Annotated in this window: 18 protein-coding genes and 1 tRNA gene; 8 read left to right on the forward strand and 11 right to left on the reverse strand. The window is 69.5% G+C overall.

Features of this window, described 5'->3' with window-relative positions; translation table 11 throughout:
* Positions 1 to 53 precede the first annotated feature (53 nt).
* Both ESP51_RS14870 and ESP51_RS14875 read left to right on the forward strand, forming a co-directional pair.
* Positions 54 to 128: transfer RNA gene (locus tag ESP51_RS14870), tRNA-Arg, on the forward strand.
* An 85-nt stretch (positions 129 to 213) separates the two neighbouring features.
* Positions 214 to 1,278, forward strand: coding sequence for an acyltransferase family protein (locus tag ESP51_RS14875; RefSeq protein WP_129521676.1), 1,065 nt, complete (start codon positions 214 to 216; stop codon positions 1,276 to 1,278).
* Positions 1,279 to 1,360: 82 nt separating this feature from the next.
* On the opposite strand, the gene ESP51_RS14880 is transcribed toward ESP51_RS14875, so the two are convergent.
* The 6 genes from ESP51_RS14880 to ESP51_RS14905 form a co-directional block, all read right to left on the reverse strand.
* Positions 1,361 to 1,729, reverse strand: coding sequence for a DUF7882 family protein (locus ESP51_RS14880; protein WP_129521677.1), 369 nt, complete (start codon positions 1,727 to 1,729; stop codon positions 1,361 to 1,363).
* A gap of 113 nt (positions 1,730 to 1,842) precedes the next feature.
* The gene (locus ESP51_RS14885) at positions 1,843 to 2,511 is read right to left on the reverse strand and encodes a TMEM175 family protein (protein WP_164990540.1); all 669 of its coding nucleotides are present in this window, start codon (positions 2,509 to 2,511) and stop codon (positions 1,843 to 1,845) included.
* Positions 2,512 to 2,559: 48 nt separating this feature from the next.
* A complete protein-coding gene (locus ESP51_RS14890; RefSeq protein WP_129521679.1) occupies positions 2,560 to 2,832 on the reverse strand; it encodes a hypothetical protein in 273 nt (90 codons plus the stop codon).
* Complete coding sequence (locus tag ESP51_RS14895) at positions 2,829 to 3,014, reverse strand: hypothetical protein (RefSeq protein ID WP_129521680.1); 186 nt, start codon at positions 3,012 to 3,014, stop codon at positions 2,829 to 2,831. The genes ESP51_RS14890 and ESP51_RS14895 overlap by 4 nt, the downstream gene beginning before the upstream one ends.
* A gap of 164 nt (positions 3,015 to 3,178) precedes the next feature.
* Positions 3,179 to 4,225 carry an ATP-dependent DNA ligase gene (locus tag ESP51_RS14900; protein WP_129521681.1) on the reverse strand — a complete coding sequence of 349 codons (1,047 nt, stop codon included), beginning with the start codon at positions 4,223 to 4,225 and terminating at the stop codon, positions 3,179 to 3,181.
* Positions 4,226 to 4,278: 53 nt separating this feature from the next.
* Positions 4,279 to 4,797: an Lrp/AsnC family transcriptional regulator gene (locus ESP51_RS14905; RefSeq protein ID WP_338420349.1), complete on the reverse strand. Its 519-nt coding sequence runs from the start codon at positions 4,795 to 4,797 to the stop codon at positions 4,279 to 4,281.
* A 129-nt stretch (positions 4,798 to 4,926) separates the two neighbouring features.
* Between ESP51_RS14905 and ald the strand changes: the two genes are divergently transcribed.
* A complete protein-coding gene (gene ald / locus ESP51_RS14910; RefSeq protein WP_129521695.1) occupies positions 4,927 to 6,024 on the forward strand; it encodes an alanine dehydrogenase in 1,098 nt (365 codons plus the stop codon).
* A gap of 30 nt (positions 6,025 to 6,054) precedes the next feature.
* Here the strand turns inward: ald and ESP51_RS14915 are convergent, their stop codons facing one another.
* Together ESP51_RS14915 and ESP51_RS14920 are read right to left on the reverse strand one after the other, a co-directional pair.
* Positions 6,055 to 6,345 (reverse strand): metal-sensitive transcriptional regulator, encoded by a 291-nt coding sequence (locus ESP51_RS14915; protein ID WP_129521682.1) that lies wholly within the window; start codon positions 6,343 to 6,345, stop codon positions 6,055 to 6,057.
* Positions 6,342 to 6,650, reverse strand: coding sequence for a rhodanese-like domain-containing protein (locus ESP51_RS14920; protein WP_129521683.1), 309 nt, complete (start codon positions 6,648 to 6,650; stop codon positions 6,342 to 6,344). The genes ESP51_RS14915 and ESP51_RS14920 overlap by 4 nt, the downstream gene beginning before the upstream one ends.
* A 125-nt stretch (positions 6,651 to 6,775) precedes the next feature.
* Between ESP51_RS14920 and ESP51_RS14925 the strand changes: the two genes are divergently transcribed.
* Both ESP51_RS14925 and ESP51_RS14930 read left to right on the forward strand, forming a co-directional pair.
* A complete protein-coding gene (locus tag ESP51_RS14925) occupies positions 6,776 to 10,546 on the forward strand; it encodes an AAA family ATPase (protein WP_422386855.1) in 3,771 nt (1,256 codons plus the stop codon).
* The gene (locus ESP51_RS14930; protein WP_129521685.1) at positions 10,543 to 10,764 is read left to right on the forward strand and encodes a hypothetical protein; all 222 of its coding nucleotides are present in this window, start codon (positions 10,543 to 10,545) and stop codon (positions 10,762 to 10,764) included. Before ESP51_RS14925 ends, ESP51_RS14930 begins: the two co-directional genes overlap by 4 nt.
* A gap of 9 nt (positions 10,765 to 10,773) precedes the next feature.
* On the opposite strand, the gene mscL is transcribed toward ESP51_RS14930, so the two are convergent.
* Genes mscL through ESP51_RS14945 form a run of 3 tightly spaced genes read right to left on the reverse strand, consistent with a single transcriptional unit; the run spans position 10,774 to position 12,265 of the window.
* Complete coding sequence (gene mscL, locus ESP51_RS14935) at positions 10,774 to 11,241, reverse strand: large conductance mechanosensitive channel protein MscL (RefSeq protein ID WP_129521686.1); 468 nt, start codon at positions 11,239 to 11,241, stop codon at positions 10,774 to 10,776.
* A 36-nt stretch (positions 11,242 to 11,277) separates the two neighbouring features.
* On the reverse strand, positions 11,278 to 11,655 hold the full coding sequence (locus ESP51_RS14940; protein ID WP_129521687.1) for an FmdB family zinc ribbon protein: 378 nt from the start codon (positions 11,653 to 11,655) through the stop codon (positions 11,278 to 11,280).
* 31 nt (positions 11,656 to 11,686) lie between these two features.
* Complete coding sequence (locus tag ESP51_RS14945; protein WP_129521688.1) at positions 11,687 to 12,265, reverse strand: 5-formyltetrahydrofolate cyclo-ligase; 579 nt, start codon at positions 12,263 to 12,265, stop codon at positions 11,687 to 11,689.
* 83 nt (positions 12,266 to 12,348) lie between these two features.
* Between ESP51_RS14945 and galU the strand changes: the two genes are divergently transcribed.
* From galU to ESP51_RS14960, 3 genes are all read left to right on the forward strand, one after another.
* Complete coding sequence (gene galU, locus ESP51_RS14950; RefSeq protein WP_129521689.1) at positions 12,349 to 13,248, forward strand: UTP--glucose-1-phosphate uridylyltransferase GalU; 900 nt, start codon at positions 12,349 to 12,351, stop codon at positions 13,246 to 13,248.
* Positions 13,245 to 13,913, forward strand: a complete 669-nt coding sequence (locus ESP51_RS14955; protein WP_129521690.1) for a GNAT family N-acetyltransferase — start codon at positions 13,245 to 13,247, stop codon at positions 13,911 to 13,913. Before galU ends, ESP51_RS14955 begins: the two co-directional genes overlap by 4 nt.
* 51 nt (positions 13,914 to 13,964) lie before the next feature.
* The coding region (locus ESP51_RS14960; protein WP_129521691.1) for a hypothetical protein at positions 13,965 to 14,881 on the forward strand (917 nt) is incomplete at its 3' end.

Below are 14,881 nucleotides of genomic sequence, written 5' to 3' on the forward strand. Positions count from 1 at the left end.
GCCGATCGGCATCGCTGAACACGCTACCGTCAGCCGGTAGACTCATGCGGTCAGCCTCTGTAGCTCAATGGAAGAGCAGTTCCGTCCTAAGGAAAGGGTTGGGGGTTCGAGTCCCTCCAGGGGCACCATCCGCTCGTCAGGTTTCTTCGCCAGTATCGGCGGCGCCCGGATGGGGGATTCCCGAGAGGGCATCGACGAGGCCAAGCTGATCGGATGAACCTGGCCGAGGTGTTCGACCCGAAGGCGAACAGCCTCTCCCACATTCGCCTGGTCCTCGCAACCGGCGTGATCGTCTGCCATGCGGTGTTCTTCGCTGGGTTCAGACCCTCCGAGACCTTCGGGCAGCTCATCGAGTTCGGCTTCGTTGACGGCTTCTTCGCCATCTCCGGCTTCCTCATCGTCGCGTCGTGGGTCCACCGCCCGTCGGTGTTCCCGTTCATGACGGCTCGAGCGCTACGCATCATTCCCGCGTTCTGGGTGGCGCTCGCGATGACGGCGTTCGTGCTCGCCCCGGGAGCGCTGCTCCTCTCCGGGCGAGGTCTGCCACCGGGGTTCTGGGAAGAGGCCGGGACGTATGTCGGGTCGGGGCTCGGCCTGTTCATCAACCAGCACGACATCGCGGGCTCGCCGAATCCGACGACAGGATCGTGGAATCAGCCGCTGTGGACCCTCTACTGGGAGTTCGCGTGCTACATCCTCGTCGCGGCGCTTGGCGTGTTCGGGCTGGTGCGTCGCAAGACGATGGTCGTGTTGTTCGTCGGCGCGTTCTTCCTCGCTCTGCTCGCCGTCGGCGGAATCGTTCCTTTCGGGTACTCGCTCATCGCCCGGTTCCTCTTGATGTTCGCCGCAGGCGGCGCTCTGTACCTGTACCGCGAGCGCATCCCAGCGACGTGGTGGGGAGTCGTCGCCGCCGTCCCGCTCGTGGCGGTGTCCGCCATGCTGCCCGACTACCGGCTCCTCGGCGCGCTCCCGCTCGCCTACGCGCTGGTCGTCGGTGGCTCGCTGCTGCGCCGTCCGACACTCCGCACCGACCTGTCCTACGGCATCTACGTCTACGCCTTCCCGATCCAAGTCGGTCTTGCGATGCTCGGGGTGACGAGTCTGGTCGCGAACGCAATGCTCGCGCTCGCCTTCACTCTGCCGTTGGGGGCTGCGTCTTGGTATCTGATCGAGCGTCCAGCGTTGCGTCTCAAGAGACCGCTGGGCGACATGCTCGAGCGGGCAGCGCGGCGATCCGATCGCATCGGAGCAGCCTCGGAAAACCTCGAGCGGGCTTGACGGGAGCGCCCCGACCTCCACCCGAAGGTGATGAGCGGGGCGCCGTGTGAGATGGTTTACAGCACGTGCCGGGGCGGAGCGGTCAAGCCGGGCCCGTGAGCTGCAATGCATGGTCGAGCTGCGGGGCAGCTTCGAGCACGAGCAGGCGGTGCCGAGCCAACATCTCGTCGGTGATGATGATGCCGCCGTTCGTGTTCGCCTCGCACATCAGCTCTTCGAGCCAATCCCGGTCGAGGTGAGGGCGCTCATGGGTGTCGAAGGTCGCCCAGAGTTCCATCGCCGGATGCAGCCAGAAGCTGTCTTGGCCGTGCTCGGCCTGCAGGTGCTCCCACGACAGGATGAACTTCTCGTGCACGCGGAACTTCGCGACGATCACGGCGTGCACGTGAGCCAGCGCGTAATCGTCGATCTCGACTTGCTGTCGGAGCTTGCCGAGATACAGCGTCCCCATGTCCAAGAGAATATCGGCGTCCACGCGTCTCGGCGCCGAGAAGCGGACGAGCGGTACGGATGTCGCGGGCCGACGTCATGCCCGACAGGCTCGCGAGATGGCCGCAGCCGGCGTCACCCCGCGGCGCGGATGCGGGCGACGCGCCGGGACGCCCAGTTGCCGCTGAGCGGTCCGATCACGAGGAGCAGCAGCCAGGTCAAGCGCGCCCAGTCGGCGCCGAACGCGTAGGCGATGGGGATCGACGCGAGGAAGACCAGCGGAGCGGTGAGCGTATCGAGGAAGTTCACGAGGTCGGCACGTCGGGGGAGGGGATCGGCGAGGACGCCGTCATGCCTGGCGACGTAGAACATGGCCGACTGGGCGAAGATCGCCGCCGAGATGTTCACGGCGTAGACGGCGACGGCGAGCGGTGCCTTGCTACTGCCCTCGTCGCTGATGCCCTGCGTCGTGAACGGGATGAGCACGACGAAGGCGATGGCCACGAGGTTGGCGACGATCACTCCCGGGCTCAGGGCGCGGAACCCGGCGACGAGTCGGTGGTTCACGCGCCAGAACACGGCGATCACGATGAAGCTGATGGCGAAGCCCGCGAGCTGGGTGCCGAGCCCGCTGCCGAGCAACGTGCCGAGGTCGGCCCAGTCGTCGACCTCGGTCGGATCGATGTTCACCACCAGGAGCGTCAGCGCGAATGCATAGACGGCGTCGAAGAACGTGAAGGCGCGAGCGAACTCGATGCTGTCGCGGCGGTAGTGTTTCGCGGCCGGTTCCGTTGCGGTGCCCACGAGAGGAGTGTGGCGCGCCGGGGCGCCACGCGGCATCCGACTCGCCGGTCAGCTCCAGTCGACGGCGTGAGACCAGCCGGCGATGTAGGCGCGCTCGTTCTCGCCGAGACGCACGCCGAGGCGCGGGATCGGACCCGCGTCGAGCTCGCAGAGCTCATAGATGCGTCGCACCACGAACCACCGCAAGGGGGCGTTCAGGTTCTCGAGTACTTCGAGTTGGAGGGTGCGTTCGAGCATGGGCCACCACACGCCGATGGGTGGCAGGCCATGAGCGCCGTGCCGGCGCTCATCGTGCTCGGGGTGGTCGATGATCGAACTCATTTTTGTGCCGGCTCCTCGGAAATCTCGCCGGTCTCCGGGTCGCGCACGACCACCCGCTCATCGGGGTCTGCGTCTTCCTCGGCCCGGTGGTGCTGCTCGACGGCGTGGACCGCCGCGTCGAGTTCCTCCGCCGCGTCCGGATCCTCTGGACCATTCGGAACCTCTGGGCCAGAATCGGACATCGGCGGCTCCCTCTCTCATGGGTGGCCGGTGCTCTCCATCGAGCCCGGCCGCGTTCGACAGTACGCGACGGTTCATCGCCGCGGCAGGGGATTGACCCGGCCCGAGCCGCGTGCTACTCCTGACAACAATGAGGCCGGTACATCGCCATCAGGCCAGTGCCTGATCAGGCAAGTACGTCGCCGAGGTCGTAGGCGAGCGGCCGATCGAGCTGGTCGAACGTGCACGAGCGCGGCTCGCGGTCAGGACGCCAGCGCGCGAATTGCGCGGTGTGGCGGAACCTCGCCCCCTCGAGCTGGTCGTAGCGCACCTCGGCCACGAGCTCGGGGCGAAGGCGGACGAAGGAGACGTCGCGGCTCGACGAGAAGCGGCTGCGATCGGTCTCCCCACGGATCGCCTCGCCGTTCGGGTCGCGAATCACGTAGGGCTCGAGCTCGTCGATGAGCTCGAGCCGTCGGGCGTCGCTGAACGCGGAGGCGCCGCCGACATTGCGCAACTCGCCCGAGTCGTCGTGGAGGCCGAGCAGCAGTGAGCCGACACCTCGGCCCGACGTGTGCACCCGATAGCCGACCACGACGACGTCGGCGGTGCGGTGGTGCTTCGCCTTCAGCATCACTCGCTTGCCCGGCGCGTACGGCGCAGCGAGCGGTTTGGCCACGACGCCGTCGAGACCGGCGCCCTCGAACTCCTCGAACCAGCGGCGCGCGAGGTCGACGTCGGACGTGATGCGCGTGAGGTGGATCGGGTGACCGATGCCGCCGACGAGTCGCTCGAGCGCAGCTCGTCGCTCCGAGAACGGCTGCTCGATGAGCGACCGGCCGCCGACCTCGAGCAGGTCGAATGCGACGAACATCGCCGGCGTCTCTCGCGCCAGCAGCTCGACGCGGCTCGCCGCCGGGTGGATGCGCTGCGACAGCTGCTCCCAGTCGAGACGCTGCCCGCCGATCGCGCCGGCGCTGATCACGATCTCGCCGTCGAGCACGCACGGCTCGGGCAGCAGCCGGGCGAACGCCTCGACGAGCTCGGGAAAGTAGCGGGTCAGCGGCTTGGCCCCGCGGCTGCCGATCTCGACGTGCTCGCCGTCGAACGCCACGATGCCGCGGAATCCGTCCCACTTCGGCTCGTAGACGAGACCGCCCTCGACCGAGTCGGGCTCGGGCACCGACGGCACGGCCTTCGCGAGCATCGGCGCGACGTCCAGGTTGATCGCCATTCGTCAACGATAGGCCCCGGATGCCGCAGCCGGCGAGTGCTCGGCGCTCGTGCTCAGAGCACGGTGCGCAGCCCCGCCGACAGCGCGGTGTGGTGCTCGAACACGAGGTTCGTCTCGGTGAGGGCGACCGCGGGGTTCGCCGAGAGGTTGTTGAGCACGAACTGCCGCACGTGCTCGCTGTCGCGGACGCGCACGTGGATCAGGAAGTCCTCGGCGCCGCCGAGGAAGAAGAGCTGCGCCACCTCGGGCTGCGTGCGCAACTCGTCGGAGATCTGTTCCATGAGGTGGCGGGCGCCGGGCCGGATCCGCACGCTCACGAGCGCCTGCAGGGTGAAGCCGAGGGCTGCGGGATTGATCTCGGCGGTGTAGCGGATGATGACGCCGCGCTCGCGGAGGGAGCGCACGCGAGCGAGGCACGTCGACGGCGAGACGCCGACGGCACGGGCGAGGTCGATGTTGGGGATGCGGGCGTTCTCGTGCAGGCGCGTGATGATCGCGCGGTCGATCGCGTCGAGCACGATCGGCGCCGGGCCCGAGGGAGCCGGTTCGCTCATCTGCGGCAGATCGACCACGAGAGGGTGCCTTTCCGAACATTTGCGACGGATGCCGCTACTCTACCGAATTCTGTGCGGCAAGGGTTCCCAGGTGGCGAACAAGCAGCGAACATGGAGGTACTCATCCACACAGCATTCGGAGTGACCATGCGCATCGGCGTGCCCGCAGAGATCAAGAACAACGAGTTCCGCGTCGCGATGACGCCCGCCGGCGCGCACGCACTGTCGCTGCGCGGTCATGAGGTCGCGATCCAGGCGGGCGCAGGAGTCGGCGCCGGATACCTCGACGCGGAGTACCTCGCAGCCGGCGCCACGATCGTCGGCACGGCCGCCGAGGCGTGGTCGGCCGAGCTCGTGCTGAAGGTCAAGGAGCCGATCGCGTTGGAGTACGGCTTCCTCCGCCCCGACCTCATCCTCTTCACCTACCTGCACCTCGCGGCCGACCTGCCGCTCACGCGAGCGATCCTCGACTCGGGCGCCACGGCGATCGCGTACGAGACGGTGCAGCTCGCCGACCGCACCCTGCCGCTGCTCACTCCCATGAGCGAGGTCGCGGGCCGGCTCGCGCCGCAAGAGGGCGCATCGCACCTGCACGCCTCGCGCGGAGGGCGCGGCGTGCTGCTCGCGGGAGTGCCGGGCACGGCGAAGGCCAAGGTGGTCGTGATCGGCGGCGGCGTCGCGGGGGAGCAGGCTGCGGCATCCGCTCATGGCATGGGCGCCGACGTCACCGTGCTCGACATCTCGCTGCCTCGCCTTCGCGAGCTCGACGCCCGCTACGGCGGCGCCATCCGCACCCTCGCCTCGTCGCCCTACGAGATCGCCCGCCAGCTGAAAGACGCCGACCTCGTGATCGGCGCGGTGCTCGTGCCCGGCGCTGCCGCTCCGAAGGTCGTCACCGACGAGATGGTCGCCGCGATGCGGCCGGGCACCGTGCTCGTCGACATCGCGATCGACCAGGGCGGATGCTTCGAGGGTTCGCGCCCCACGACCCACGCCGAGCCGACCTTCCGGGTGCACGATGCCATCTTCTACTGCGTCGCGAACATGCCGGGCGCAGTGCCCGCCACGGCGACCCCGGCGCTCACGAACGCGACGCTGCCCTACACGCTGAAGATCGCCGACCTCGGGTGGAAGGCGGCTCTCGAGGCCGACCCCGCCCTCGCGAAGGGCCTGAACGCCGTCGGCGGGCGACTCACGAACGCCGGCGTCGCACTCGCACACGGCCTCGAGCTCGCGAGCGCGTAACCGGTCGAGGCGGGCGAGCAGCCGGGATCTTCAGGAGAGCGTGAGGAAGAGCTTCTCGAGCTCCGCCACGGTGAGGCGATCGTCGGCATCGGATGCCACCGCTGCATCTTCGCTGAGGCATTCGAGCATCGCGCTCGAGATGATCGCGAAGCCCGCCTTGTCGAGTGCGCTCGAGACCGCCGCGAGTTGCGTCACGACGGTGCGGCAGTCGCCACCCGACTCGACCGCCTCGATGACCGCGTTCAACTGGCCCCGCGCGCGCTTCAGGCGATTGGCGATGCGCCGTTGCGCGTCGTCGGACGTCGGATGCCTCGGGCTCATTCGGCATCGCCGAGGGTCAGCGGCAGGCCGGCGCGATACCACTCGAGGATGCCGCCCTCGATGTTGACGGCGTCGACCCCCTGTGCCTCGAGGTACTGCACGGCTTGCGCGCTGCGGCCGCCGACGTGGCACATCACGTAGACGGTGCGGTCGCGTGGAATCTCATCGAGCCGCTCGACGAGGGTGCCGAGCGGGATGTGGAGCGTGCCGTCGATGCGCGCCTGGTCGCGCTCGCCGGGCTCGCGCACGTCGAGGATGAAGGCGTCGTCGATCGCGTGCGCGTCGATGGGGGAGATCGTCTGCAACTGGGGTCCTCCTGGTGGGCGCGAGCGGTTCGCCCGACGGTAGCACGATACCCAGGGGGTATCGAAACACGGCCGAGCGCGGCGATGCTCCAGTGATTCGGTCGGATTCGCCGTATGGTGTCGGTGTGTGGCGGCTCGATCGGAACGATGACGAGGGGGAGATCCTCCGTTCCGAGACGGATGCCGCAGCCGAACAACTGACACCGGATCCCATGCGACAGGACATCACGAGCCCCAACGGCCTCAGCCTCGGCGACCCAGAGCTCGTCGCAGGCAACGTCGCCGAGCCCGTGTGGCGCCGCTGGCAGGGCGAGCTCGCGGCCGTCGGCGGCCGCTCGCCCCTCGTGCGCTTCGCGGACTCGCCGCGCACCCGCATCGAGCTCTCGACGACGCATCCGGGCGGCCTCCCGCAATTCATCACGGGCAAGTCGACCCTGTTGTCGAGCCTCATCCGCGACGAGCTCGCGCTGCGCAACGCCCGCCTGGCCGCTGCCGAGATCACCCAGAAGGGCATCGAGCTGCGCTCGGTGCGCGGCATCGAGTCGGTGCACCTCGCGATCGGCCTCGCCTCGTGGCGCAACGCGGGCGAGGAGTATCTCGCGCCCGTGCTCCTGCGACCGCTCGCGATCCGACGCTACGGCCGGGACTTCGAACTGAAGCTCAAGGGCCAGCCCTACCTGAACCCGGCGCTCGCGCGCGAGCTTCGCGAGCAGTTCCAGATCACGCTCGACGCCGAGGCGTTCGTCGCGCTCGCCATCACGAACGGCGTGTTCAAGCCGCAGCCGGTCATCGACCGCTTGCGCGGCCTGACCTCGCACCTGCCGTGGTTCCACGTCGCGCCGCGGCTCGTCGTCTCCTCGTTCGCCGAGGTCGGCCCCGCGATGGCGACGGATGCCAGGCAGCTCGACCATCCCGTCATCGACGCGATCGCGGGCAATCCCGCAGCGCGTGCCGCCCTCGCCGTGGAGACCGAGCGCGCACGACCCGTTGCGCAAGACGAGCGCCCGCCCTCGACCGATACCCTCCTGCTCGATGCCGACCCCGAGCAGGAGCAGGCGGTCGCCGAGATCGAGTCGGGCGCCTCCCTCGTGGTGAAGACCCTGCCCGGCACGGGTGGCACCCAGACGATCGTCAATGCGATCGGCGCCCTCGTCGCGAAGGACAAGCGCGTGCTCGTGGTCGGCTCACGACGGGCGAGCCTCGACGGCATCGCGCACCGGCTCGGCCAAGTGGGCCTCGGAGGTGCCGCCGTCACGACGGCGGGGCTGCGCCGCGAACTCATCCAGTCGATCTCCCGCAACGAGAAGGCCGGTCGACCGCGGGTCGCCGACGTCGACGACGCCCTCGTGCGGCTGCGGAAGGTCCTGCTCGACTATCGATCGGGGCTCACGCGACGGGATCCCGAGTTGCACGTCTCGGTGCTCGACGCGCTCAGCGAGCTCGCCCGTCTCGCCCTCGTGCCCGGAGCACCCTCCACGACGGCGCGCCTCGACCACGCGTCGCTCGTGGCGCTCGCCGAGGGTCGTGACGCCGTCTCGCGCGACCTCGTGCGCGCGGCAGCGCTCGGCGAGTTCAAGTACGGACCGGGTGACTCGCCCTGGTACGGCGCCTCATTCTCCTCGACGACCGAGGCGACCACGGCGCACGAGCTCGCGAAGCGACTCAGCAACGTCGCGCTGCCCCGGCTCCTCGAACGCGGCCGAGCGCTCATCGCCCAGACCCGGCTGCGCCCCTTCGAATCGGTCGCGGAGCTCGGGGTGTTCCTCCGGCTCCTCCTCGACGTGCGCGAGACGCTCGACCGCTTCCAGCCCTCCGTCTACGACCGGCCGCTCGGCGAGCTCATCTCCGCGACCTCCTCGCGACGCGACTCGCCCGGGATGTCCGGCGCGAACCGCCGCCGGCTTCGCCGGCTCGCGCTCGAGTACGTTCGGCCCGGCGTGCACGTCACCGACCTCAACGGGGCACTCCGCGGCATCCAGCAGCAGCGCACGCTCTGGCAGCGGTACTCCGAGGCGGGAGCGATCCCCGGCGTGCCGGTCGGCATCGACGAGGTGCACGTCGCATTCCAGACGGTGGCGAGCGATCTGCAGGTGCTCGACGGCCCGCTCGGCGTGGTCGGTACTCCGAGGCAGCTCGCTGCGCGTCCCGTGCGCGAACTCGTCACGACGCTTGCGGGGCTCGCCGCCGAGTCCGAGGTGCTCACGAACCTGCAGGAGCGCACTGCGGTGCTCTCACGCTTGCGCGACCTCGGCCTCGACCCGCTGCTCCTCGACCTCGCCAAGCGGCACGTGCCCGAGAGTGCCGTCGCCGCGGAGCTCGAGCTCGCGTGGTGGCAATCGGTGCTCGAGTCGATGCTCGCAAGCGACAAGGCGCTCCTCGGCGCGAACACGACGGTGCTCGACCGGCTCGAGGCCGACTTCCGCCTCGTCGACGAGGCGCACGCCTCGGCCGCCGGTCCGCAGCTGGCCTGGCGGCTCGCCGAGAACTGGAAGATCGCGCTCCTCGATCATCCCGAAGAGGCAGATCGGCTGAAGCGGATGCTGCGCGGCGACCGCGTGCGGCCGGCCGCCCTGCACGCCGAGACCCCACACCTGTTCCGCGCCCTCGCTCCCGTCTGGCTCGCCTCTCCCTACGATGTCGCCGCGATCGACGACTCGATCTCGTTCGACACCGTGATCCTCGTCGACGCGGGCGCGACGACGATCGCCGAGAACCTCGGCGCCATCCGCCGGGCGAAGCAGGTCGTGGCGTTCGGCGATCCCGTGACGCAGACTCCCACGCTCTTCGAGACGGCCATCGCCGACCTCGAGCGCCCCGACGAACCCGCCCCCGAACACCGTGTCGACGCGCTGCACGCCGATTCCGCGCTCGCCCGCCTCGGCGAGCTGCTGCCCACGCTCACCCTCACGCGCAGCTATCGAGCCGGCGGCGAAGACCTCGCCGAGCTCGTGAACAACCGCTTCTACGCCGGACGCATCGTCTCGCTGCCATGGGCCGGGAGTTTCCTCGGGCACGGCAGCCTCGGCCTGCACTACGTGAAGGGCAACGGACTGCCCGATCCCACGACCGGCACCGTCGAGAGCATCGACTCCGAGGTGGCGAAGGTCGTCGAGCTCGTCATGGAGCACGCCGTGAAGCGCCCGCGTGAGTCGCTCATGGTGATCACGGCGAGCGCCAGGCACGCCGCACGAGTGCACCAGGCCGTGCTCGCCGCATTCGCCAAGCGCACGGACCTCTCCGACTTCATCCTGAAAGACCGAGCCGAGCCGTTCACGGTGCTCACGCTCGAGCAGGCCGTGGCGCAGAGCCGCGACCGTGTCATCTTCTCGGTCGGCTATGGCCGTACCCCGCACGGTCGCCTGCTCTCGAGCTTCGGCTCGCTCGGCGAACCCGGGGGCGATCGCCTGCTCGCGGTCGGCATGACGCGCGCCCGGCGCTCGATGGACCTCGTCTCGGCGTTCCGCCCGGAAGACATCGACGAGGACCGCCAGAGCCACGGCGTGCTCGCGCTCGCGAACGTGCTCTCGCAGACCGAGGAACGTGCCGCGGAGCAACCCGCGCCCGTGGCGAGCTCGTCGATGCTGCAGGACCTCGCGGCCAGGCTCGAGCGCCGCGGCATCCGAGTCAGCGTCGGACACCGCGGCCGCCTCGCGCTCGCGGCGGCGCACGCCGGCAAAGCGGTCGTGGTCGAGACGGATGACGCCCTCGCGGGCCTCAGCCTCAGGGAGTCCCTGCGGCTCCGCCCCGACGTGCTGCGCCGGCTCGGCTGGCACTACTTGCGGGTGCACAGCTTCGAGCTCTTCGGCAACCCCGAGGCGGTCGCCATGCGAGTCGCCGCGCTGCTCGGCAAGCCAGAGGTCGAGCGGCCGGCGGATGCCGCGACCGCACGCCGATGACCGAGGAGCCGCGCCAGCGGGTCGAACGTGCCGCCGGACGGGCGCGTCGAGCCAAGCTCACGCCGGCACCCGGATCGGACCCCTCGCCCGAGTCTCCGGTGCCCGGCGCCGAGAGTGCCGACGGCGCAGAGGGTGACGAGCGCGCGCCGAAGCGCAAGCGCGCGGCATCCGCCGACGACGACCGCATCAGCAGGGAACGGCCGCCGCACTGGGGCTGAGGCGGAGCCTCAGTACTGCTGGTGCTTGCCCACCGCGCCGGACTCGACGGGGCCGCCGTTGCGCTGCTCGACGAGCGCGTCGCGGATCTGTCCCAGGAGCACGAGCTCGGTCTCGGGTTGCGGGTCGGTGGAGTCAGGCGTGCCGCCGCGCTTCAGCCGCTCTTCCGCGTGCTTCTTCACGGTGTTGATCGGCAGCACGAAGACGAAGTACACGACGGCGGCGACGATCACGAACGTGAGGATCGCACCGATGACCGAGCCGAACCTGACGTCGGCAGTGGCCCCGTCGATGGTCGGAAGCTTGAGCACGAGTGCGTTGTCGAGGCTGTCGGCCCTGAAGATCGCACCGATCAGCGGGTTGAAGATGTTCGTCACGAGCGAGTTCACGACAGCCGTGAACGCCGCGCCGATGACGACGGCGACCGCGAGGTCGATGACGTTGCCCCGCATGATGAAATCCCGGAAGCCCTTGAGCACGGTTCCTCCTCGTCTCGAGTACTGCATTGCTGGAATTCAGGAAGTGCTGACCGACGACCCGCCGCCCGAGCCGGTCGAGGCGGTCGACTTCGTCGCACCGGAGCCGGAAGAGCCCCCAGCCGCGGAGCCCGAGGATCCACTGGAACCGGAGCCCGACGACCCCGCACCCGATGAGCCGCCCGAGTCCGAGCCGCCGGAGCCCGAACCGCCGGACCCCGAGCCCGATCCGCCCTCGCTCGCACGCGAGTCGGTGCGGTAGAAGCCCGACCCGTTGAAGGTCACGCCGATGGTGTTGAAGAGCTTGCGGAGTCGGCCTCCGCAGACCTCGCAGTCGGTGAGGGTGTCGTCGGTGAAGGCCTGGTGGATATCGAAGGCGTTGTCGCACGAGGTGCAACGGTAAGAGTACGTGGGCATGGTGGATCTTCCGGTTTCGGGCGGTGCAAGTTCAGAACGCGATGATGCGGGTGGGGGTCACGATGCCGTTCACGGGCTGGTCGTGTACCTCGCGCGGCACCGACTCGACGAATTCGCTGTCGAAGACGACGGCGTACACCGGAGGACATTTTCCCATCGAACCGAGGGTCTTGTCGAAATAACCCCTGCCCCAGCCGAGGCGCATGCCGGTGGCGTCGATCGCGGCGGCCGGCACGAGGATGAGATCGACGTCGTTGATCGCCATGGGGCCGAGCAGTTCGCCGGCCGGCTCAGGCACGCCGTGGAGCCCGTAGGACTCGGTCTCGTCTTCGCCGACCGTCCAGTCGAGCAGGCCGTCTTCACGCGTGACCGGGAAGAGCACACGGATGCCGCGCGCCTCCGCCCAATTCACGAACGGGCGCGTGTTCGGCTCGGTGGGCATCGACAGGTAGCAGGAGAGCGACGTGGCTCCCGTCGAACCCACCAGCTCCTCGAGCCGCGCGGTGAATCCCTCGGTCGCAAGCTCGCGTTCGTGCTCGGGCATGTTCTGCCGTCGCTCGCGGAGCTCGGCGCGCAGCACGCGCTTCTGAACGTCCGGATCGTCGGGCATGGCACACATCCTAAGCGGAGCAGCGAGGAATCCGGGGCCGTGGCGGGGCCGTGCGACATCCGCTTCCCGCTACGCTGAATCGCATGACTGATCGGATCACGAAAGCCGTCATCCCGGCGGCTGGACTCGGCACGCGCTTCCTGCCTGCGACGAAGGCGATGCCGAAAGAGATGCTGCCCGTCGTCGACAAGCCCGCAATCCAGTACGTCGTGGAAGAAGCGGTCGCCGCCGGACTCGACGACGTGCTCATGATCATCGGGCGCAACAAGAACGCCCTCGCGAATCACTTCGACCGGGTCACCGAGCTCGAACTGAGCCTCGCGTCGAAGGGCGACGAGAAGAAGCTCGAGCGGGTGAAGGAGTCGAGCGATCTCGCCGACGTGCACTTCGTTCGTCAGGGCGATCCCAAGGGACTCGGCCACGCCGTGCTCCGCGCACGCAAGCACGTCGGCGACCAGTCGTTCGCGGTGCTCCTCGGCGACGACCTCATCGACGCCCGCGACCCGCTGCTCACTCGCATGCTCGACGAGCACGTCACGCGCGGAGCCTCGATCGTCGCCCTCCTCGAGGTCGACCCCGCGTCGATCCAGATGTACGGCGCCGCCGCGGTCGAGGCCACCGACGACCCCGACGTCGTGCGCGTCACGGGCCTCGTCGAGAAGCCGGCGCCCGAGGTGGCACCCTCCAACCTCGCCGTCATCGGGCGCTACGTGCTGAAGCCCGAGGTGTTCGACATTCTCGAGCGCACGCCTCCCGGCAAGGGCGGCGAGATCCAGCTCACCGACGCGCTCATGGAGATGGCGGGCGACGTCGAGGGCACCGGCGGCGTCTATGGTGTCGTGTTCCGCGGCCGGAGGTACGACACTGGCGACAAGCTCGACTACATCAAGGCCGTCATCCAGCTCGCGTCCGACCGCGACGATCTCGGACCCGAGCTCCGGCCCTGGCTCACCGAGTACGTCGCCTCCTTCGACAGGCCCTGACCGTGCCCACCGCGGTGCTTCCGACACTGCGCGACGGCGACGTCACGCTGCGCCCCATCCGTGCTCGTGACGCGAAGCTCCTCGAACGGGTGCTGCTCGCCAACCGCAGCTGGCTGCGGCAGTGGGAGGCGACGTACCCGGGCGGGGGGTCGGTGGTCGACGCGCGGGCGAGCATCCGCAATCTCCTGGCGCATGCTCGCGCGGGCAACGCGCTGCCGTTCGTGATCGAGCACGAAGGTCAGCTGGTCGGGCAGCTGAACGTCTCGTCGATCACGTTCGGCTCGCTCTCGTCGGCCACGATCGGCTACTGGGTCGCGCAAGAGGTCGCTGGGCGCGGCATCACACCGGTCTCGGTCGCCCTCGCGACCGACTACTGCTTCTCCACACTCCACCTGCACCGTATGGAGATCTGCATCCGGCCCGAGAACACCCCGTCGCTCCGCGTGGTCGAGAAGCTCGGCTTCCGCTACGAGGGGCTGAGGCGCCGCTTCATCCACATCAACGGCGACTGGCGCGATCACTTCGCGTTCGCCCTCGTCGCCGAGGAGGTGCCTCGCGGCGTGCTCCGCAGGTGGCAGGAAGGCCGCGTTCCTGAAGACGCCGCACGGGTCACGGCAGAAGACCGGGCTGCCTCCGTCCACCCGCTCCCGATCGCCGATCGCTGACACGCCCGCAGCGAGTGAGGCCTTCCGCCCGCGGTGACCTAGCGTTGTGCCATGGACGTGATCGGTGGGGGAGTTCTCGTGGCTGCGGCCGCGACGCTCTGGATCGCGTACCTGCTGCCGAGCTGGCTGCGCCGTCGGCAGTATCTCGCCACCGAGCGCAACGCGGTGCGCCTCCAGCAGACGCTGCGCATCCTCGCCGAGACGGCTGAGATGCCCGAGCCGGTGCGCCTCGAGGCGACCGCGCGCGAAGTGGCGACGCAGCAGCGCATCCTGCACGAGCACGAGATCACCGCCCGACTCGAGGCCGAAGCCGCCGAACATCTCGCGATCGCCGAACGCCGCGTCGCAGAGGGGGCAGCGGATGCCGCGCGCGAGCTCGCCGCGGAGGCGATCGCCGCGCATCCCGTGACCGAACCCGTCGCGGTGGTCACGCCCGAGAGCGCCGCTGCCGCGCGTCGAGCCCTGCGCCGGAAGCGCGCGCTCTGCTCGCTCACGCTCCTCGCCTCACTCGTCGTCGCCGTCGTGGGCCTCATCGCCGCGGCGTTCGGCGGCTCGCTCCTGGTGCCTGCCGCCGGTGGCCTCGGAATGGTGCTCGGTTTCTCGGGCATCGTGCGACTCGCGAAGCGTCAGGTGCCCCGTGCGGTCGCCCCTGCCGCCGTCGAGCGCGAGACGGTGTCGTTCGAGCCCATCGAGCTGGCCCAAGAGCCGGCGCCGGCCGAAGGGTGGACGCCGCAACCGCTGCCGCGGCCCCTGCACCTCTCCCGCGGCACGATCGCCGCGACAGCGATGGCATCGATCCAAGCCGCCGCCGAGCTGAAGCGGTCGGCGACCGAGGCCGAGATCACCCGCCGTTCGGCCGAGCTCGAGCCCGAGGTGCCCGACATCACGCCGGCGGCCGCGCCCGCGCCGGCAGCGGCATCCGTCGCCCAGCGCTCCGCGAGCACGGCGGGGCACGGTGCGCGCCGTGC

It is taken from the genome of Agromyces albus (genome assembly GCF_004134825.1).
GTDB lineage: Bacteria > Actinomycetota > Actinomycetes > Actinomycetales > Microbacteriaceae > Agromyces > Agromyces albus.